At 70.4% G+C, this 20675-nt stretch carries 16 protein-coding genes; 14 read left to right on the top strand and 2 right to left on the bottom strand.

Features of this window, described 5'->3' with window-relative positions; translation table 11 throughout:
* Window positions 1–20: 20 nt before the first annotated feature.
* Together ABZ707_RS18150 and ABZ707_RS18145 are read left to right on the top strand one after the other, a co-directional pair.
* Window positions 21–698, top strand: coding sequence for a DUF4232 domain-containing protein (locus ABZ707_RS18150; protein ID WP_360175283.1), 678 nt, complete (start codon window positions 21–23; stop codon window positions 696–698).
* Between the two features lie 350 nt (window positions 699–1048).
* A complete protein-coding gene (locus tag ABZ707_RS18145; RefSeq protein WP_360175280.1) occupies window positions 1049–1918 on the top strand; it encodes an aldo/keto reductase in 870 nt (289 codons plus the stop codon).
* 9 nt (window positions 1919–1927) lie between these two features.
* Here the strand turns inward: ABZ707_RS18145 and ABZ707_RS18140 are convergent, their stop codons facing one another.
* The gene (locus tag ABZ707_RS18140; protein ID WP_360175277.1) at window positions 1928–2587 is read right to left on the bottom strand and encodes a class I SAM-dependent methyltransferase; all 660 of its coding nucleotides are present in this window, start codon (window positions 2585–2587) and stop codon (window positions 1928–1930) included.
* The gene (locus ABZ707_RS18135; protein ID WP_360175274.1) at window positions 2580–4721 is read right to left on the bottom strand and encodes an alpha-galactosidase; all 2142 of its coding nucleotides are present in this window, start codon (window positions 4719–4721) and stop codon (window positions 2580–2582) included. The genes ABZ707_RS18140 and ABZ707_RS18135 overlap by 8 nt, the downstream gene beginning before the upstream one ends.
* Window positions 4722–4900: 179 nt before the next feature.
* On the opposite strand from ABZ707_RS18135, the gene ABZ707_RS18130 reads away from it, so the two are divergent.
* From ABZ707_RS18130 to ABZ707_RS18075, 12 genes are all read left to right on the top strand, one after another.
* Window positions 4901–6076, top strand: a complete 1176-nt coding sequence (locus ABZ707_RS18130; protein WP_360175271.1) for an ROK family transcriptional regulator — start codon at window positions 4901–4903, stop codon at window positions 6074–6076.
* 8 nt (window positions 6077–6084) lie between these two features.
* Window positions 6085–7398, top strand: coding sequence for an ABC transporter substrate-binding protein (locus ABZ707_RS18125; protein WP_360175268.1), 1314 nt, complete (start codon window positions 6085–6087; stop codon window positions 7396–7398).
* 21 nt (window positions 7399–7419) lie between these two features.
* Complete coding sequence (locus tag ABZ707_RS18120) at window positions 7420–8361, top strand: sugar ABC transporter permease (RefSeq protein ID WP_360175265.1); 942 nt, start codon at window positions 7420–7422, stop codon at window positions 8359–8361.
* Window positions 8358–9284: a carbohydrate ABC transporter permease gene (locus ABZ707_RS18115; protein WP_360175262.1), complete on the top strand. Its 927-nt coding sequence runs from the start codon at window positions 8358–8360 to the stop codon at window positions 9282–9284. Before ABZ707_RS18120 ends, ABZ707_RS18115 begins: the two co-directional genes overlap by 4 nt.
* Before the next feature lie 99 nt (window positions 9285–9383).
* The gene (locus tag ABZ707_RS18110; protein ID WP_360175259.1) at window positions 9384–11210 is read left to right on the top strand and encodes a carbohydrate-binding protein; all 1827 of its coding nucleotides are present in this window, start codon (window positions 9384–9386) and stop codon (window positions 11208–11210) included.
* A gap of 93 nt (window positions 11211–11303) precedes the next feature.
* Window positions 11304–13721: a glycoside hydrolase N-terminal domain-containing protein gene (locus ABZ707_RS18105; protein ID WP_360175256.1), complete on the top strand. Its 2418-nt coding sequence runs from the start codon at window positions 11304–11306 to the stop codon at window positions 13719–13721.
* A gap of 86 nt (window positions 13722–13807) precedes the next feature.
* Window positions 13808–14962 carry an SGNH/GDSL hydrolase family protein gene (locus ABZ707_RS18100; RefSeq protein ID WP_360175998.1) on the top strand — a complete coding sequence of 385 codons (1155 nt, stop codon included), beginning with the start codon at window positions 13808–13810 and terminating at the stop codon, window positions 14960–14962.
* Window positions 14963–15115: 153 nt separating this feature from the next.
* The gene (locus tag ABZ707_RS18095; protein WP_360175253.1) at window positions 15116–16384 is read left to right on the top strand and encodes a GNAT family N-acetyltransferase; all 1269 of its coding nucleotides are present in this window, start codon (window positions 15116–15118) and stop codon (window positions 16382–16384) included.
* Between the two features lie 178 nt (window positions 16385–16562).
* The gene (locus ABZ707_RS18090; protein ID WP_360175250.1) at window positions 16563–17453 is read left to right on the top strand and encodes a hypothetical protein; all 891 of its coding nucleotides are present in this window, start codon (window positions 16563–16565) and stop codon (window positions 17451–17453) included.
* The gene (locus ABZ707_RS18085) at window positions 17450–18277 is read left to right on the top strand and encodes an alpha-L-glutamate ligase (protein WP_360175247.1); all 828 of its coding nucleotides are present in this window, start codon (window positions 17450–17452) and stop codon (window positions 18275–18277) included. The genes ABZ707_RS18090 and ABZ707_RS18085 overlap by 4 nt, the downstream gene beginning before the upstream one ends.
* A gap of 190 nt (window positions 18278–18467) precedes the next feature.
* Window positions 18468–18824, top strand: coding sequence for a hypothetical protein (locus ABZ707_RS18080; protein WP_360175244.1), 357 nt, complete (start codon window positions 18468–18470; stop codon window positions 18822–18824).
* A gap of 3 nt (window positions 18825–18827) precedes the next feature.
* Window positions 18828–20630 carry a hypothetical protein gene (locus tag ABZ707_RS18075; RefSeq protein ID WP_360175241.1) on the top strand — a complete coding sequence of 601 codons (1803 nt, stop codon included), beginning with the start codon at window positions 18828–18830 and terminating at the stop codon, window positions 20628–20630.
* Window positions 20631–20675: the final 45 nt, after the last annotated feature.

Here is a 20675-nt window from a genome sequence, read left to right as displayed (position 1 = left end):
ATCTTTGTCAGACCTCCGGGATGTCAGCACGTGGCGCGGGCGGCTCACGGCCCCCGAAGGCGGGCAGGACACGGCGGGCGGCCACCCTGGCCGCCGCGGTGGCCCTGCTCGCCGCCGCCACCGCCGCGTGCGGGAGCGACGGCTCCGCCGCGCCCGGCCCCGGCAGCACCTCCCTCGCCGGCTCCTCCTCCGCGACCGCCGGTGACGGGACGAGCCATACGCCCGGCGCGCCGCCGTCCCCGGCGACGTCCGGCCCCTCGTCCGGATCCGGCGACGGACGGCCGGTGGCTTCCGCGTCACCGCGGTGTACGGCGGACCGGCTGGGCCTGAGCCTCGGCGACCCGGACGTGGGCGCCGGGAACATCCGCTACGACCTGCGGCTCACCAACAAGGGGCCGGAGGCGTGCACCCTGCTGGGCTTCCCCGGTGTCTCGCTCCTCGCGGGCGACGGTGCCACGATCGGTGAGCCGGCCACCCGCGAGGGCGGCCGGCTCAAGACGGTGAAGCTGACGCCGGGCGCAAGCGCGCACACCACTCTGCACACCCTGAACAAAGGCATCAAGGGCTCCGCCTGCTGGCCCGCGCCCAGCCTGCTCAAGATCTATCCGCCCGGCTCCAGGGACGCTCTGACCCTGCGTGCCTCCGCGCCCGTTGTCTGCGGTGACACCTTCACCGTGACGGCGATACGGCCGAGCTGAGGGAGCACCCCACCCCGCCGCAGCGCACCCCGGCCCGGTGAGGCCCGTCGTCGGGCCAGGCCGAAGCGCCGTGTGGAGCAGGTCACATCGAGCCGATAGAATCGAACAGGCATAACACCACGGCCACCGACGGTGTGCGCGGCCGGAGAAACGCGCGAGCAGGGGGCCCAACGCGCAAGCGCCGGGCCGCGCCACCCTGGGCGTCGGCTTGCGCCGGCGCCATCGCCCGGCCGGTCCCGCCCCGGGCGGCGCGTCGGGAAGGCCGTCCAGTCGGCAGGGGGAACATTCAGCCGAGGCGGCGTGCAGGCAACCCAGCAAACTGAACGTGCGGTTCACTTAGGAGCCCGATCATGACCGTTACCCAGCAGCCCGCCCGCGCGGCCGGCTCCTTCCTGCTCGGCGGCGATCTGCCCGTCACCCGGCTCGGTTATGGAACGATGCAGCTCACCGGCCCCGGCGTCTGGGGAGACCCGAAGGATCCGGAGGAAGCCGTAAGGGTCCTGCGCCGCGCCGTCGAACTGGGCATCAACTTCATCGACACCGCCGACTCGTACGGTCCCTTCGTCGCCGAACTCCTGGTGAAGAAGGCGCTCCACCCGTACCCCGACGACCTGGTGATCGCCACCAAGGCCGGCTTCGCGCGTACCGGGCCCGACGCCTGGGTGCCGATCGGGCGCCCGGAGTATCTGCGTCAGCAGGCCGAGCTGAGCCTGCGCCATCTCGGTGTGGAACGGATCGACCTGTTCCAGCTCCACCGCATCGACCCGAAGGTGCCGCTCGCGGAGCAGATCGGCGAGCTGGCGGCGCTGCGGAGCGAAGGCAAGATCCGGCACATCGGACTGAGTCAGGTTTCCGTCGCCGAGATGGGGGAGGCCGAGAAGACCGCCCCTGTCGTGTCGGTGCAGAACCGCTTCAATCTCGCCGACCGTGCCTCCGAGGACGTACTGGATTATGCGGAGGCCAACGGCAAGGCGTTCATCCCCTGGTTCCCGCTGGCCACCGGCGCGCTGGCCGGTGAGGGAAGCGCGCTGTCGAAGATCGCCGCCGACCGGGGCGTGGCGCCGTCACAACTCGCGCTGGCCTGGCTGCTGCGGCGCTCGCCCGCGATGGTCCCGATCCCCGGCACCTCCTCGGTGGCCCACCTGGAGGAGGACGTGGCGGGCGCGACCGTGGAACTCACCGACGACGAGTTCGAGACGCTCTCCCACGCTGCCGGCTGACGGACACCCTCATGGCCGTTCGGGCTTACGGGCAAGAAAGGTGGCGAAAGTCCTCTCGGCCTTTTCGCCGGGTTCCTCCACCAGACGTGCGGTGAGGACGAGCCCGGCCTGCTTCAGGAGGTCGGCAATCCGGTCGGGCGGCAGCAGGTAGGACTCGTACGACACCGGATGGCCCCCGTATGCCTTGCTGGGACGCAGGTGCTGGCCGCTCCCCGCATGGCCGGCCAGCATCAGACAGGCGCCCGGCGCGAGAGTGCGGTGGAACTCACCGAACACCATGGGCAGCAACGCCGGTGGGGTGTGGTGGGTGGAGTAGTACGCGAGGATGCCGCCGAGCGTGTCGTCCCCGATCGGGAGCGAGGTCATCGAGCCGACGCCGAAACGCAGATCCGGGTGAGCGCCGCGGGCCAGCTCGACCATGGCGGGCGACAGGTCCATGCCGAACGCGGGCACGTGCCGCTCGGCGAGGTAGGCCGTGACTCTGCCGGGCCCGCATCCCAGGTCGGCGACGGGCCCGAGGCCGGCCGTTCGCGCCATCTCCGCGAAGACGTTCAGCATCCCTCGTGACAGCGGGTCCAGCTCCGCCGGAGACTTGACCCGTTCGACGTAGTCGGAGGCGACGGTGTCGTACGACTCCCGGACGGCGGCGAGGTAGGAGAGATCAGGCATGCGGGTGCGCCTCCGGCTCCCGGACCAGGTGTACGGCGGTGCTCGACCAGTCGCCGGGGGGCAGCTCGGTCATCAGCCCGTACCCGGTCAGCACCTTCGCGTGATGGACGGTCCCTGTCCGGGCGTCGCGATAACGGGCGTCGGGATCGAGGCCGGCCAGCCTCAGCGGGAGGTGCGGGCGTCCACGACGGGGCGCGCGCCGCCAGACCAGCAGCAGGGCCTCGCTCCGGTCCGGCGCGGTGTACTGCACCGCGGTGGGGCCGTCGTCGACCGGACCGCGCGGCCGGTGCAGGACACCGTGCTGTACGAGATGACGCACCCGCTTGTACTCGGCCACCAGGGCCGCGCCCTCCGCGAGTTCGCCGTCCGTCCAGCGGCCGAGGTCGCCCCCGATGCCCAGCACCCCGGCCATCGCGACATGGAACCGGAAGCGCAGCGGCACCGACCGGGCGGTGAACTGATTGGGCACGTCGGTCACCCAGGCCGCCATGGTCCGGGCCGGATAGATCTGACCGTAGCCGTGCTGGATGGAGACGCGGTCCGCCGCGTCGGTGTTGTCCGAGGCCCACGCCTGGTCGGTGCGGGACAGGATGCCCAGATCCACCCGGCCGCCACCGCCGCTGCATGTCTCGATCCGCAGCCCGGGATGGTCGGCGCGCAGCCGGTCGATGACCGCGTAGAGATTGCGCGTGTACTCCGTCCACAGCCGGTCCGCGCCGTCCGGCCGGTCCGGCCAGCCGGCTTCGCTGAACGCGCGGTTCATGTCCCACTTCAGGAAGTCGATGCCGTGATCGGCCACCAGCCGGGTCAGCCAGCCGTACGCCCAGTCCGCGACGTCGTGCCGGGCGAAGTTGAGGACGAGCTGGTTGCGCAGCTCGGTGCGGGCGCGGTGGGGGAAATGGAGCACCCAGTCCGGGTGCAGCCGGTACAGATCGCTGTCCGGGTTGACCATCTCGGGCTCCACCCACAGGCCGAAGCGCATGCCGAGCCGGTGCACCTCGCGCACGAGCGGGGCGAGGCCGTCGGGAAAGCGGTCCGGGGAGGGCGACCAGTCGCCGAGACCGGCCCGGTCGCTGCGGCGCGCGCCGAACCAGCCGTCGTCCATGACGTACAGCTCCACGCCGAGCGCCGCCGCGCGGCCCGCGAGGGCCTTCTGGCCGGCCTCGTCGACATCGAAGCCGGTCGCCTCCCAGGAGTTGTAGAGCACCGGCCGCACCTCCTCGGGGTGCGGCAGCACATGGGCCAGCACATGGGCGTGCCAGGCACGGCTCGCGGCTCCGAAACCACCGTCGGTGTGGAGACCGGCGAAGCGCGGGGCGGTGAACTCCTCGCCCGGTGCGAGCGGCAGGGCCGTCCCCTCGTGTCCGGCTCCGCCGGTGAGCCCCGCGCGACCGTCGGGGGTGCGCTGCACCGTGACACGCCAGCTCCCGCTCCAGGCCAGGGCGGCGCTCCACACCTGGCCGTGGTCCTCCGTCGCGTCGCCCGCGTCCAGCATCACCCAGGGGTTCGCGTGATGGCTGGTGACGCCCCGCCGGCTGGTGAGGACCGTCTCACCGAACGCCAGCCGTTCCCGGTGCAGTTGGGACTCCGCGGCCCACTGCCCCGTCACATGACTGAGCCGGTAGTCGTCCCTGGGCGGAAGGGTCCAGGCCGCGGAGTCGGCGCGCTGGAGGACCACGGTCTCGTCACCGGTGTTGTGCAGGACGGTCCAGCGCTCGATGACATCGCAGTCGTCATGCACACGGTAGTGGAGCGCGACGGCCAGGGCGTAGTGGCGGTCACGGAACTCCAGGACCAGCTCGCTCTCTCCCGGCGCCGCTTCCAGGACGCGATGACCGGTGGCCTCCCACTCGAAGGCCCGGGTGCCGTCGGCGAACCGCACCTGGAGTGAGGGAGGTCCGTAGCGGGTCCCGCCGTCGACGGGCAGTTCCTCCCCGCTCGGGGGTCTTCCCTCGAAACTGCTGTCCGCCGGGACCGGGGGAGTGGCGAGGTCCCCGGCCTCCGCGAGCGTCAGCCGGGGGCCCCAGGCGAGATGGCAGGGCGCTCCCGTTCCGTCGATCCGTAGCGCGTACGACGTGCGGGGAGTGGAGAGCAGCCAGACCCCGGAGTCCGGGGCGAAGGAGATCAGGGGCATGGATCCTCATGTTCGGGTAGCGCCACGGGAGCAGTCGGCAGCCAACCCTTCCTTCGATCACCTGTCAATACCGGTGCGGTATCGCTTATTTGCAAGCCTTGGCTCGGTCCAGTTGGCATTTCGAAAGGAGTCTGCTTCTTTCATTGACAGCGGAAAAGAACACCCCCTACGTTTCGGCCATGCGCTCGACCCCTCGTGCCGAAGCTGTCCCGGTTGCCACACCGGCCGCTTCCCTGGTCTTCACCACCGTGCTGTCCCACGGCCCCCTCACCCGGCTGGAGATAGCCCGGCGGACCGTGCTCTCCTCGGCCGCGGTCACCAAGGCCGTACGCCCGCTGATGGAGGCCGGATACCTGATCGAAGGCGTGGCCGAGGACGCGCGCCCCGCCCTCGGCCGCCCCGCCAACCTGGTACGGGTCGACGGCGGCCGGGCCCTGTTCATCGGGGTCAAGGTGACCGGCGACGAGATCATCGCCGTCCTGACCGATCTCTGCTGCCGGGTCCGGGTGGCACGCCATCTGCCGCTGACGGACCGCCGCCCCGGGCCCGTGCTCGCCTCGATCACCGGCCTGGCGCAGGAACTGCTCACGGAGGCGGACGGCTTCGGCGTCCAGGTCCGCGGACTCGGCCTCGCCGTCTCCGGCGATGTGGACCGCGCGGCCGGGGTGGTGCGTTACTCGCCGTTCCTGGACTGGCGTGACGTCCCGCTCGCCGAACTGGCCGCGACGGTGACCGGGTTGCCGGTCACCGTCGACAACGATGTCCGCGCGCTGACTGTCGCCGAGCAGTGGTTCGGGGCCGGGGTGGGGCTGTCCGACTTCGCCCTGGTGACGGTGGGCGCGGGCATCGGCTGCGGGCTGGTGGTCCACGGACGGGTGGTCTCCGGCGCGCACGGCGTGGCCGGTGAGATCGGGCATCTGCCCATCGACCCGCTGGGGCCGCCGTGCCACTGCGGCAACACCGGCTGTGTGGAGGCGATCGCCGGCGACTCGGCCATCGTCCGCCGGGTCCGGGAGGTGACCGGTCTGCCGGTCGCCGACCCGGCGGGGGCCCTGGAGCTCGCGCACCGGGGCGATCCCGGTGCCAAGGAGGCGTACGCGCGGGCCGGGGAGGCGATCGGCCGTGCCATCGGCGCGGTGGTCAATGTCCTCGGACCGCAGCGGGTGATCATCTCCGGCGAGGGCCTGGCGGCGTACGACCTGTTCGCCGAGCAGATCCGCGACGCGTTCGCCGCCTCCGCCTTCGGTACCGCAGCGCAGTGCGACGTGATGACACGTCCGCTGCCCTTCGAGGAATGGGCGCGCGGGGCCGCGGCCACCTCGATCCAGTCGTTCATCGGAACAGACACGTATTAGGAGTAGCGATGACGCCGCAGAGCCGCACCTTCCCGCCCATGGGCGGACCCAGCCGCAGAAAGGTCGTCAACGGACTGTTCGGACTCGGTGCCGCCGCGCTGGCCGCACCCGCCCTCGCCGCGTGCGGGGGAGGCCCGTCCGGCGATCCGAAGACGGTGACCTTCGGGTCGAACGGCGCCGACGCCACACCCAAGGCCGCCTACGCCGCGGTGACCAAGGGCTTCACCCAGGACACCGGCCTCAAGGTGAAGACCAACACCGTCGACCACGACACCTTCCAGAAGAGCATCTCCAACTACCTCCAGGGCACCCCGGACGACGTCTTCACCTGGTTCGCCGGCTACCGCATGCAGTACTTCGCCAAGAAGGGCCTGGCCCACCCCGTCGACGACGTGTGGGAGAAAATAGGCTCCGGCTTCAGCGAGGCGGCCAAGCAGCTCTCCCGGGGCGAGGACGGGAAGTACTACTTCGTCCCGCTGTACAACTATCCGTGGGCCGTCTTCTACCGCAAGAGCCTGTTCAAGGAGCGCGGCTACGAGACACCGCGCACCTGGAGCGAGTTCACCGCGCTGGCCAAGCGGATGAAGAAGGACGGCCTGTCGCCGATCGCCTCCGGGTACGGCGGCGGCGACAGCTGGAGCATCCTCGGCGCCTTCGACTATCTCAACCTCCGTGCCAACGGCTACGACTTCCACATGTCGCTGATGCGCGGCGAGGTCTCCTGGACCGACCGGCGCACCACCGCGACACTCGACCTCTGGCGCGAGCTGAGCCCGTACTACCAGCAGGGCGCCGGCGGCCGTTCCTGGCAGGACGCCGCGCAGTCACTGTTCGACAAGAAGTCGGGCATGGCGGTCATCGGTCTCTTCCTCGGCCAGCAGATCACCGACGACGCGCTCCGTGACGACATCGACTTCTTCGCCTTCCCGGAGATCGACCCCGCCCAGGGCCAGGACACCGTGGAGGCGCCCACCGACGGCTTCATGCTCAGCCGCAGGCCGAAGAACCCGGACGGCGCCAACCGCCTGCTGGAGTACCTCGCCGGCGCCAAGGCCGAGAACCTGTACATGGGTGTCGACCCGAGCAATGTGGCGGTCAACTCCCAGGCCGACACCAGCTCCTACAACGCCCTCCAGAAGAAGTCCGCCGAACTCATCGCGTCGGCCAAGCACATCACCCAGTTCGGCGACCGCGACAGCGACCCGGGCTTCATCTCCACCGTCGTGCTGCCGGGACTGACCCAGTGGCTGGGCCACCCCGACGACGGCGCGGCCCTGCTGAAGAAGATCGAGTCCCAGCGCTCACGCTTCTTCACGGCCTGATCAGGACCGGGAAGGTTCACCATGTCCTCCGTGCGCTCCGCAGCGCCCTCCACGTCGCGCGTCCCGCGGCCCCGTCGGCTCGGCCGTGGTGACCGCCTCTTCCTCACGGTCATCGTCGGGATTCCGCTCCTCGCCCTGCTGGTCTTCGTCTGGCTGCCGGCCCTGGCCTCCATCGGGCTGTCCTTCACGAGCTGGGACGGCATCTACCTGTCCGACATCCACTGGACCGGACTGGACAACTACCGCGAGATCCTCACCAACTACCCGCCGTTCTGGCCGGCCGTCCGGCACAACGTGGTGTGGCTGCTCTTCACGGCGCTGCTGCCGACCCCGTTCGGCATCTTCCTCGCCTACCAGCTCGACCGGAAGATCCGCTTCACCAGGATCTACCAGACCGCGATCTTCCTGCCCATGGTGCTCTCGCTGGCGGTCGTCGGCTTCATCTGGGAGATCATCTACAACCCCGACAACGGACTTCTCAACGGAGCCCTGAACGCGGTGGCGCCCGGTCACCACATCGACTGGCTGGGCGATCCCGACCTCAACCTCTGGGCCGTGCTGGTCGCCTCGGCCTGGCGGCACACCGGCTACATCATGATCCTGTACCTGGCCGGCCTGAAGGGCTTCGACCCGGCCCTGAAGGAGGCGGCGGCGCTGGACGGCGCCAACGGACGCCAGACCTTCCTGCGCGTGGTCTTCCCCGCGCTCAAACCGGTCAACATCATCATCCTGGTCGTGACCGTCATGGAGTCGCTGCGGGCCTTCGACATCGTCTATGTGCTCGGCGGCGGCGTCGGCAGCAAACCCGGCATGGAACTCCTCTCCCTCCTGATCACCGACAACATCATCGGCGAGACCAGCCACATCGGTTACGGCTCCGCCCTCGCGGTCGTCCTCCTCGTCGTCTCGCTGGCCGCCATCGGGACCTTCCTCGTCCAGAACTTCCGCAAGGAGGACCAGTGACCGCGACCGTCACACCGCCGGCCGCCGCCTCACGCGTCCGCCGCGTACCACCCGAGGGCGGCGGCCCCTCACGCCCGAAGAGCCAGGCCGGCCGGCACCTGCTGCTCGGCGGCGTCGCCCTGCTCTGGCTCGTCCCGCTGCTCTGGGCGGTCTACACCTCGCTGCGCCCGTACTCGGACACCAGCAGGAACGGCTACCTCTCGTGGCCGCGCGGCCTCAGCCTGGAGAACTTCTCGGACGCCTGGTCCGGATCCGGGATGCCGCACTTCTTCTGGAACTCCGTCCTCATCACCATTCCGGCCGTCCTCGGCACCCTGCTGTTCTCGGCCGCCGTGGCCTTCTTCGTATCGCGCTTCGACTTCCGCTGGAACGTCGTCCTGCTGATGCTCTTCACCGCGGGCAATCTATTGCCGGCCCAGGTGCTCATCACCCCGCTGTACCGGCTCTACCTGCTGATCCCGCTGCCGGGATGGATGAGCGACTCGTTCCTTCTCTACAACTCGATGTGGGGCATCATCGCCATCCACATCGCCTACCAGTGCGGCTTCTGCACCTTCGTGCTCAGCAACTACATGCGGACGATCCCCAAGGAGATCTCCGAGGCGGCGCTGGTCGACGGCGCCCCCGTGTGGCGCCAGTTCTTCCAGATCGTGCTCCCGCTGTGCCGGCCCGCCTTCGCGGCGCTCGCGACCCTCGAATCGATCTGGATCTACAACGACTTCTTCTGGTCCCTGGCCCTGATCGAGACCGGTGACAAACGCCCGATCACCTCGGCGCTCGCCAACCTCCAGGGCCAGTACTTCACCAACCCCAACCTCATCGCGGCCGGCGCGCTCATGACCGCGATCCCGACGCTGCTGGTGTACTTCGCGCTCCAGCGCCAGTTCATCAGCGGGCTGACCATCGGTTCCGGCAAGGGCTGAGCCCGCGGCCGTCCGGCTGTCAGGGCCGTACCGCCGTCCCCTCGCACCACCGCAACGCCCCGTGCACGTCCATGCTCCGACAACAGGAGGTCCCGACCCATGCGGTCACCCTCGCACCCCCTCAGAGCCGTTCTTGTCCTCGCTCTCGCCGCCGGTCTCACCACCGTCGTCCCCACCGCGGTGGCGGCCACCCCCACGGCCACCCCCACGGCCGCCACCGCGCCCGCCCCCGCCAAGGCACCGGCCCCCGCCTCGAAGCCGTACATGGGCTGGACGAGCTGGAGCATGCAGTCCTCGAAGTATCCGGGCCTCAACCCGGACGGCGACTACAGCTATCTGACCGAGAAGAACGTGCTCAAGCAGACCGCCGCGCTGGCGTCCAAGCTCAAGAAGTACGGCTACGAATACGTCAACATAGACGCCGGCTGGTGGCGTGACCTGGCGTGGAAGCCGGAGTTCGACGCGTACGCCCGGCAGGCGCCCGACCCCGGCCGCTTCCCGCGCGGGATGAAGCCGGTCGCGGACGACATCCACGCCAAGGGTCTCAAGGCCGGTATCTATCTGCCGGTCGGTCTGGAGAAGGAGGCGTACGGCGAGGGCAAGGTCCCGGTCTTCGACGCCCCCGACTGCACCACCGCCGACATCGTCTATCCCGACCTGCGCACCACCAACGGCTGGGACAGCGCGTACAAGCTCGACTTCTCCCGTCCCTGCGCGCAGAAGTACGTCGACTCACAGGCGCGGATGTTCGCCGACTGGGGCTATGACTTCCTCAAGCTGGACGGCGTGGGACCGGGCTCGGGCAAGGGCGGCGGGAACGGTGACAATTACAACAATGTCGCCGACGTCGCCGCCTGGCAGAAGGCCATCGCCACCGCGGGCCGCCCGATCCACCTCGAAATCTCCTGGGCGCTGGACATCGGCCACGCCGAGGACTGGAAGAAGTACTCCAATGGCTGGCGGATCGACACCGACGTCGAGTGCTACTGCAACACCCTGGTGTCGTGGGAGAACTCCGTCGACGACCGGTGGGACGACACGCCCAAGTGGACCCGGCACGCCGGTCCCGGCGGCTGGAACGACCTCGACTCCATCGATGTCGGCAACGGCGAGATGGACGGCCTGACCAAGGCCGAGCGGCAGAGCTATATGACGCTGTGGGCCATCGCCAAGTCGCCTCTCTACACCGGTGACGACCTCACCCGCCTCGACGACTACGGTGTCTCGCTGCTGACCAACCGCGATGTCATCGCGATCAACCAGGGCAGCGCGCCGCCCGCCCGTCCGGTGACCGCCACCGGCGACCAGCAGGTCTGGACGACCAAGAACGCCGACGGCACCTACACCGTGGCCCTGTTCAACCTCGCCGACAGCCCCGCCGCCGTGACCGCCGACTGGCAGTCCCTCGGCTTCACCGGCCGCGCCGGCGTCCGCGACCTCTGGAACAAGGAAGACCTCGGCACCTACCAGGACAAGGTGACGCAGGCCCTGCCGGCCCACGGCTCGCGCCTGTTCACCGTCACCCCGCGCGGCACCGCCTTCCAGCGGACGGCGTACGAGGCGGAGTCCCCGGCCAACACGCTCAGCGGCAACGCCGCGCTGAGCGACTGCGGCGGGTGCTCGGGCGGCAAGAAGGCCGGCAACCTCTACCAGGGCGGCAAGGTCCAGTTCAACGACATCGTGGTGAAGAAGGCCGGCCGCTATGTGATCGACGTGTCGTACATCAGCGGTGACGCGCGCCCGGCGAAGATCTCCGCCAACGGCGGCGGTCCCACCGCGCTCACGTTCCCGGCCACCGCGGACTGGGGGACCGTCGAGACCGTCGGTGTGCCGGTGACGCTCAAGGCGGGCGCCAACACCATCACTGTCGACAGCGGTGACGACTACGCCCCGGACATCGACCGGATCGCCGTGCCGCGGCTCTGACCCGTTCCTGAATCTCTTCCGAACCCTCCTGAACACCGGTGCGGGGCCCTGACATCCCGGGCCCCGCACCGGCCCTCCGGAATGGAGTGCTCCGTGGACGACCAGCACACCGCTTCATCCGCACGCCGGCCGAGCCGCCGGGACATACTCTCCCTCGCCACCGCGGCGGGCACCTTCACCGCGCTCGGCGGGCTGCCCGCCTTCGCCGCCTCCGCGCCGCCGCGGCGGCCCGCCGCCTCCCCGATGCTGTCCGCATCCACGACGACCCGCTTCTGGTACCAGGCGCCGGCCGGCGACACCACGATGATCGAGCAGGGCCTGCCGGTGGGCAACGGCCGCCTCGGCGCCCTCACCGGCAACGACCCCGCGCGCGAACTGCTTCTGATCACCGACGCCACCATGTGGACCGGTGGGCTCAACGGCGAACTCGACGCGGACGGCCAGTTCCCCTACGCCCGGGAGAACTTCGGCTCCTTCACCCTGCTCGCGCGCCTCACCGTCGAGATCCCGGACCACGACCTGTCGGCGGTCTCCGACTACCGCCGCGACCTCGACATCAGCCAGGGCGTGGTCAGTTCCTCGTACCGCGTCGGCGGTGTCACCTACGAGCGGCAGATCTTCGCCAGCCACCCCGACGACGCGATCGTCCTGCACTTCTCCCAGCGGGGCGGCGGACGTTACACCGGCACCGTCTCGCTGGCCGGCACGCACAACGAGACCACCACGGCTGATCCCCGGCACGGTTACGCCTCGTTCGGCGCCGCCTTCCCGGACGGCGGGCTGCGCTACGGCGCCGCGGTGACGGCCCACAGTGCCACCGGCACGGTGCGGGTCGACGGCTCGGCCATCTCCTTCAGCGGCTGCCGGGAACTCACGGTCGTCGTCAGCGGCGGCACCAACTACGCGCCCGACGAGACCGCCGGCTACCGCGACCCCGCGCTCGACCCCCAGCGGCTCGCCAGGACCAAGGTCCTCGCCGCCGCCCGCCACTCCGCCACCTCGCTGCTGCACACGCATGTGGCCGATCACCGGAAACTCTACGAGCAGTTCGCTCTCACCCTCGGCGAATCGTCCTCGTACCAGCGTGGTCTCGACACCTGGGAGCGGCTCCGGGCGCGCTACACGGACGGCGAGGCCGACCCCGAACTCGAAGCCGCGTACCTCCAGTTCGGCCGGTATCTGATGATCGCCGGATCCCGGGACAGCCTGCCCCTCAACCTCCAGGGGCTGTGGCTGGACGGCAACGACCCGGACTGGATGGGCGACTACCACACCGACATCAACATCCAGATGAACTACTGGATGGCCGACCGGGCGGGCCTCTCCGGCAGCTTCGACGCCTACGCCGAGTACTGCCTGGCGCAATTTCCCTCCTGGACCAAGCTCACCCGCGACCTCTTCCAGGATCCGCGCAACCGCTTCCGGAACTCCACCGGGAAGGTGGCGGGCTGGGCCGTCGCGTTCTCCACCAATGTCCATGGCGGCAGCGGCTGGTGGTGGCACCCCGCGGGCAATGCCTGGCTGGCCAACACCCTCTTCGAGCACTACGAATACACCCAGGACAAGGCGTATCTCGCCAGGATCCACCCGCTGCTCAAGGGAGCCGTCGAGTTCTGGGAGGCACGGCTGATCACCACGACCGTGACCGACCCGGCGACCGGCGAGTCCCGCGAGGTGCTCATCGACGACAGCGACTGGTCGCCCGAGCACGGCCCGCAGGACGCGAAGGGGATGACCTACGCGCAGGAACTGGTCTGGGCGCTCTTCGCCAACTACCGGACCGCGTGCACGGTGCTGGGCAGGGACACCGCCCACGGCAGGACCGTGGACGCGCTCAGAGAGCGCCTGTACCTCCCCCGGGTGAGCCCGACGTCGGGCTGGCTGGAGGAGTGGATGTCGCCGGACAACCTCGGCGAGACCACCCACCGGCATCTCTCGCCGCTGATCGGCCTCTTCCCCGGCGACCGTGTCCGTCCCGACGAGTCCACTCCGAAGGAGATCGTCGACGGCGCCACCGCGCTGCTGACCGCGCGCGGCATGGACAGCTTCGGCTGGGCGAACGCCTGGCGGAGCCTGTGCTGGGCCCGGCTGAAGAACGCGGACAAGGCGTACGAACTCGTCGTACGGAACCTGCGGCCGTCCGTCGGCGGCACCAACGGCTCCGCGATGAACCTCTTCGACATCTACGAGGTCGAGAAGGGCCGCGGGATCTTCCAGATCGAGTCCAACTTCGGCACCGCGGCGGCGATGGTCGAGATGCTCGTCTACTCCCGGCCGGGCCATGTCGAACTGCTGCCGGCGCTGCCCGGGGCCTGGGCCCGCGCCGGAGCGATCGCCGGTGTCGGGGTACGCGGCGGATTTGTCGTCGACCTGAGCTGGCGGGCCGGAAAGGTCACCGAGGCGCGGCTGCGCAGTGTCGGCGGGCGCACCACTACGGTGTCCTTCGGAGGCACCACCCGGAAGATCAGCCTCAAGCCGGGCGGCTCGGTCACCCTGCGGGACCTGGCGTGAGAGGGCTCCGCCGGTGGCGCTCCGGAGGCGCGGCGGCCGGTGTGGCGGGCGCGCTGCTGATCACGCTGTGCGCGCCGGCCACGACAGTGGCACAGGCACAGACGTCCGGGCCCGCGGCGCCGCCACGGGCGCACCAGGTGGTCACCTGGGGCGCGAGCGCCGACCGCCAGGGCGAGGGGCCCACCGACCGCAGCTACCGGATGGTCGTCCGTACCAGCGTCGGCGGCGCCAACGCCCGCGTCCGGCTGAGCAACGCGTTCGGTGACCACCCGGTGACCTTCGACAGCGTCCACGCCGGACTGCGGAAGCAGGGCGCGGAGCTGGTCCGCGGCAGCAACCGTCCGCTGACCTTCGGCGGCGCGCGGTCGGTCACGGTCGCGCCGGGCGCCGCCGTGACGAGCGATCCGCTGTCCGGACGGCTGGCGGCCCAGAGCGATCTGGTCGTCAGCTTCCATGTGGCCGACTCGGCCGGCCCGACGACCGGCCACGGCCTGGCCATGCAGACGTCCTACGCGACCGCGGGCGACCACGCGGCCGAGGAGGGAGCCGCGAGCTGGACCGACCGGACCAGCTCCTGGTACTACCTCGACGCGGTCAGTGTGGAGACACCGGCCGCCACGGGCGCCGTGGTCACCCTGGGCGACTCCATCACCGACGGCTGGCAGTCCAGCACCGACAAGAACCGCCGGTGGCCCGACTACCTCGCACGACGGCTCCAGGGCGCGAGCGGGACGGGCGTCAAGGGGGTCGCCAACGAGGGGATCTCGGGCAACAAGGTGCTGGCGGACGGCGCCGGGCAGAGCGCCCTGAACCGCCTCCAGCGCGATGTGCTCTCCCAGCCCGGGGTCCGTACGGTGTTCCTGTTCGAGGGCATCAACGACATCAAGGCGCACACCGGTGTCACGGTGGACGATCTGATCGCCGACTACCGGGAGATCGTCGCCCGCGCGCACGCGGCGGGGAAATGCGTGGTCGGCGCGACCGTGATGCCCTACAAGGGCTGGTCCGAATGGGACCCGGAAGGCGAGGCCGTACGCCGGGGCGTGAACGACTTCATCCGCGACAGCGGTGAGTTCGACGCCGTTACCGACTTCGACAAGCTTGTGCGCAGCCCGTACGACCAGGAGCGCATGCTGCCCGTCTTCGACGGCGGCGACCATGTGCATCCCAATGACAAGGGCATGCAGGCGATGGCCGACGCGGTCGACCTGGCGGCGCTGAACTGCGACAACGCCGGCTGACCACCCAGGGCCCGGCCGGCACATCACGTTCCCGCCCGGGGCCGGGCGGGAACGGCCGGACAGGGCCCGGGGGCGGCGCTTTCACCTGAACAGGCGACCCGGCCGGGCCTGCCCCATCATGGAAGCGCCGAGTAAGCAACGTGAGGCTGGGCCATGGCCGTGTGGCACGTACGTGATTTCGCCCCGGACGATCTGGAAGCGGTGGTGCGGCTGGACACCGAGAGCACCACGGGCGACCGGCCCGCCGTCTTCCGCCTCTCCGAGGTCGTCGCCGCGCTCCAGGCGCAGCACCCCAGCGTGGTGGCGATCGCGGACGGCCATCTGGTGGGCGCGGCGGTCGGCCGCGTCGACGGCGACCGGGCCTGGGTGCTCCGTATCGGACTGCATCCGGCCTGGCGCAACCTCGGCCTGGGTACCGCGCTGCTCTCCGCGCTGGAACACCGCCTGCTGAGCGCCGGGGCCAAGACGGTGGCCGCGGTGCAGCACGAGGACGAGCCGGGTGCCACCGCGCTCGGCAACTCCGGCTTCCACCCGCACCGGGGACTCACCTATTTCGAGAAGGCACGGTCGGTGACCGCCCAGGACAACGCGGTCCTGTCCTCGCTCGGGGCGATGGTGCCCGCGGCCGGGCTCTGGGACCAGCTCACGGGGATGGCCGACGAGAAGCAGCTCATCGAGCGGCGCCTGGTGCTGCCCCTGGCCAATCCGGAGCTGGCGGACCGGCACGGTGTGGAACCGCCCCAGGCGGTCGTGCTGTTCGGTCCGCCGGGCACCGGCAAAAGCACCTTCGCCAAGGCGGTGGCCAGCCGGCTCGGCTGGCCGTTCGTCGAGCTCTTCCCGTCCCGGATCGCGCTGGAGGACGGCCTGGCGAACGGACTGGGCCGCCGCTTCGAGGAGATCGCGCAACTGGAGCATGTGCTCGTCTTCATCGACGAGGTCGAAGAGGTCGCCGGCACCCGCAATCTCGCCGACCCGGTCTCCGTCGGCGTGGTCAACGAACTCCTCAAATCGATCGTGCGGTTCCGCGACCGCGGCGGCAGGCTTCTCATCTGCGCCACCAACTCGGTCGCCGCCCTCGACCCGGCGTTTCTGCGCCACGGCCGCTTCGACTACGTCCTGCCCGTCGGCCCGCCCGACCACGAGGCCCGCAACGCCCTGTGGACCAGTTACATAGCCAAGGCCGGGGCCGAGGCGGACACTGCCGTCCTCGCCGACGCCAGCGACGGCTTCACCCCCGCCGACATCAAGCAGGCCGCCCGCACGGTCGCCCAGGCTGTCTTCGAGCGCACCCTGGACAGTGGTGAGCAGGACACCCCCACCACGGAGGACTATCTCCGTACCATCCGCCGGACCCGCCCCACCGTGACCAATGACATGGCGCTGGAGTTCGCCGACCACACGATCCGCTACGGCCGCACCTGACGAACCGCCCGGAACCCTCTCCACCGCAACCGGCCCGCCCGGCCCGGTCGTCGCTCTCGGCAGAGCAGTTGACGGGGGGTCGGTAGCGGGACACTTGTCGGATGGGCGGATCATGACCGCTGAGGTGTCACAGCTCGCCGGACAGCGCCTCGGGCGTCCGGAGTTACGGGGAAGGTCGATGAGACTCTGCTTTCTGGTGGAGGAGCAGTACCGCTACGACGGCATGCCCGTAGAGGTGATCAGCAGGCTCACCGCCTGGGGCCACCTGGTGGACGTGGTCCGGCCCGGCAGCTCGCTGATACGGGTGTCCGAGGAGATACGGGCGGGCAGTCATGACGCCTGGGTGCTCAAGACGGTGTCCGGCGGCCCAGGGCTGGCGCTTCTGGAGGCCGCCGCCTCGGTCGGCCTGACCACCGTCAACGACGCCCGGTCGATCCGTGGCGTACGGGACAAGGCGCTGGCGGCGGCGATCGGCCGCAGCCGGGGGCTGCCGGTGCCGCTGACCTACGCGGCGGCCCGCCCCGAGTCCTTGGCGGAGATACCGGACGCGGAGTTCCCCCTGGTGGTCAAGCCGGCCGACGGCAGCTCGGGGCGGGCGGTGCGGCTGGTGCCGTCACCGGACCGGCTGGCCGAGCTGGGGCCCGAACTCGCGGGGGAGGGGATGCTGATAGCCCAGTCGTACGTGCCGAACTCGGGACTGGACCTCAAGGTCTACTGCGTCGGCGGCGAGTTGTACGCCACGGAGCGGAACTCACCGCTCCATCCGGACCGGCCGACGCGGGAGCGGCCCGTGCCGCTCTCCGCCGAGGTGGCCGGGATCGCCGCCGAGGTCGGTGCCGTCTACGGGCTGGATCTGTACGGGGTCGATGTGCTGCTCGGTCCGGACGGTCCCGTGGTCGTCGATGTGAACGACTTCCCGAGCTTCCGGCAGGTGCCGGACGCGGCGGCCCGGGTGGCGCGGGCCGTCCTGGAGCTGGCCCGTACGGGCGGCACGGAGCCCGCGGCGCCTCCGCCGGAACCGCTGCGGGTCCCCGCGCAGATTCCCGCGGCGGCCGGTGACGGCAGATGAGGATCTGCCTGATCACACCCAGGCCCGGCCATCCGCTGCTGGCCGCCACCGCCGCGCTGCTGACGCCCCGCCACCAGGTGGAGTCGCTGGCCCCGGACGCGGCCGGCGGCCCGCCGGAGGACCTGGTCCCACCCGGCGCGCTCGCCGATGTCTATCTGCTGAAGGCGCGGACACCGCGCTCGCTGGCGCTGGCCCGGTCGCTGGAGGAGCGCGGCGCTCCGGTGGTGAACTCGGCGGCGGCGACCGGACTGTGCCAGGACAGGACCGCGATGGCCGCGCTGGCGCGCTCCGCCGGGCTGCCGTTCGCGTGCACCCGTACCGTGCCGGAGCTCCGGCGGCTCACGGCGGAGACGGAGCCCCTCTTCCCGTTCGTGGTCAAGAGCAGACACAGCAGGCGGGACGACCTTGTCGCCCGGGTCGACGACGCCGGGCGGCTGCGTGCCCTGGCCGAGGCATGGCCGGACGAGCCGGTGGTGGTGCAGCCGTTCACGGCGAACAGCGGCTGGGACCACAAACTGTGGGTGATCGCGGATCAGGTCTTCTGCGCCCTGCGCCGCTCCGAGCTGGCGGCCGGCGGCCGGGGACCGACGCTGCCACTGGCGCTCGGCGATCTGCCCGGCGGCTGGCTGGAGCTGGTGCGCCGGGTGGGGTCCGTCTTCGCGCTGGACGTGTACGGAGTGGACCTGATCGACGCGGGCGACGGCGTACCGCTGATCGTGGACATCAACGCCTTTCCCGGCGTGCGCGGGCAGGCGGGCGCGCCCGAGGCGCTGGCGGCACTGGCGTTGCGTTCGGCCGGACGGGGCGCCGCCACGGCTCGCTGAGTGCCGCCGTTTGGTGAGCGGGGGAGGGGCGGCGCGGGCGGCGGGTGGCAACCCGCTGTCCCTGGGGTGTCCCAGGTGACAACTCCGGAAACGCCTCGCCAACTGTGGACGATTTACCAGGTCTGCCCAGGTCAGCCCGCTTAGCATGGCCCTGCAAGCCAAGGGGATCGGGGCAGTGGGGAGACAGCGAGTGGCCGAGTCGATAAAGGTCGATCCGGACGCGCTGGACAGGATCGGGCAGGAACTGCGCCGCGCCGCAGTGGAGCTGCAGGCGCACGCCGACCGCTTCACGGAGCAGTGTGGCGGCCCCGGTGACGAGACCTACGGCGTCCTGGCGGAGTCACAGCGGGCAGCGGAACAGCACCAGGCGAGTGTGGGATCGATGCACGGCTATCTCAGCGAGCGGATCGCCCAGCTACATGCCCAGGCCGACGCGCTGGCCTCGTCGGCGCGTGCCTACCGGAACGCCCAGCGGTCCGCGCTGGAAGCCATCGCGGACGCCCCCCGCTCTGTTCGTGGCCCGGTGCCGCAGCTCGCGGACTTCTGAGCGATGGGCCAGGAAGATACGCCGGGTTCCTTCGGTTTCCTCAATCCCGGCGGCCGGCCGGCCGTGCAGCAGCAGTATGCCGGCGGGTGGGACGAGCTGTCCGCCCGGCTTCAGGAGCACCGGGAACGGCTCGAAACCCTGGCGTCCGAGGCCCCCGAGTACTGGCAGGACGACTCGGCCACCATCTTCCTCGACCAGGTCAGGACGCTCGCCGAGTCCGGTGCGCAGGCCGTCGAGGCTTCCGCGCAAGCGGCCCAGGCACAACAGGAACACGCCGGCCGGCATGCGCAGGTACTGGAGATCATCAAGCAACTGCTGATCCAGATCGCTGCGACGCTTGCCTTCATCGCGGCGGCCACGGTCTTCCCGTTGCTGCTGGCCGTGGCAGAGGCGCAACTCCTGCTGCTGGTGCAGACCGCCGGCCGGGTGGTCGGCCTGCTGGTCCGGTTTCTGTCCACCCTGGTCCGGTCGCTGTCCAGGGTGCAGGCGGCGCTCGAACAGGCCGGCAAGCTCACCTTCCGGGGGGAGGGCTTCAGCTTCGGCTACGGCCGTCTGCTGGTCGACGGCGGCCGGGACTTCGCCATCGACCTGATGGCCAACACCACGACCAACGCGATTCTCCACAAGCCGCTCGACCCCGGTCAGTTGTTCACCAGCGCGGGAATCAGTCTCGGCGTGGGCGGGGTGATGGGAGCGCTGGAGGGCAGCGGTGTGAAGAAGCTGCTGACGGGCGCGGGCCAGGTCAAACGAGGGCCGGACGGCCTGCCGTTGTTCAGGTCGTTCAGTGACCAGTACAAGGGCGCGGTCAACTCGCTGGGCGTCAAACCAGGGGTGGGCGGCGCCGTGCGCGCCACCCGGCCGCCCGCGCCGGCCAGTGCGGGCACCAGCCTCCTCGACGATGCGGGCAGGGCACGCGCCCGGGTCCTGGGCCTCGGCTTCGGTGTGGACGCGGCGGCGGGGGAGCGGCTCACGGCCGGGCTGGCCGCCGCTGCCGATCTCAGGAACAGCACGGACCTGGCGCTGAAGGCGGCGAAGCAGAGCCGGCGGGATGCCGAGGCTGTGGTGCGCACCTCGGAGACGGAGGTCAGGTCCGCGGCCGTCCGCTTGGCGGATGCCGAGGGTGAGGTCTCCCGGTGGCAGGCGACGCACGACATATACCGGGACAGCCCCAACGTCCTGCCGGACTGGATCAGGGAGGCCGAGCAGGGGCTGTCGGGAGCGAAAGCCCTGCGCGGGACCAGGGAGCGAGAGCTGGCGGACCTCGGCAGGACGCACGAACGCTCCCAGGACGCGCTGGCAGCCGCGCAGCGCTCGGAGGAGGAACTCACGTTCCGCCTTGCCTGCGCCGCCGAGCAGCATCGTGTGGCCGAGGCCGACCTCACCGAATGGCAGGACATGGCGGCGGCCGCACAACGTGCCAGGACCGAGGTCCCTTTGAGCGGTCAGCTGAGCTACGCGCTGCAGAAGAACGCTTGGCGGCAGGGCTTCGGCAGCGCGAAGGGATGGCGGGAATACGTCCTGTACGAGGGAGTCAAGGACTTCACCAAGGGGTTTACCTCAGGTCTCGTCCAGTCCGGTATCTCGGCCGCAGAGGGGAAGACCGGTCCTGGGTCGATCTGGCGGGACGCCCTCATGGGCGGAACCGGGGGCGCGGTGCGCGGCATGATCAAGGGCAAGTTCGGCAACATCGTCTTTCCCACCGGAGGCGTCGAGGAGATGCTGTGGAAGACCGGCACCAAGGGCCTGGACAAGTTCGTCCGTGACCAGATCAAGCAGGCGCTCGAACCGTCCACGGAGGCGGCGTAGCACGTCCGGAGCCGCCGGAAACGGGCGGCGCGGGCGTACGGGAGC

This window comes from Streptomyces sp. NPDC006923 (genome assembly GCF_040635655.1).
GTDB lineage: Bacteria > Actinomycetota > Actinomycetes > Streptomycetales > Streptomycetaceae > Streptomyces.
This window is presented reverse-complemented; position numbering and strand designations above follow the sequence as displayed.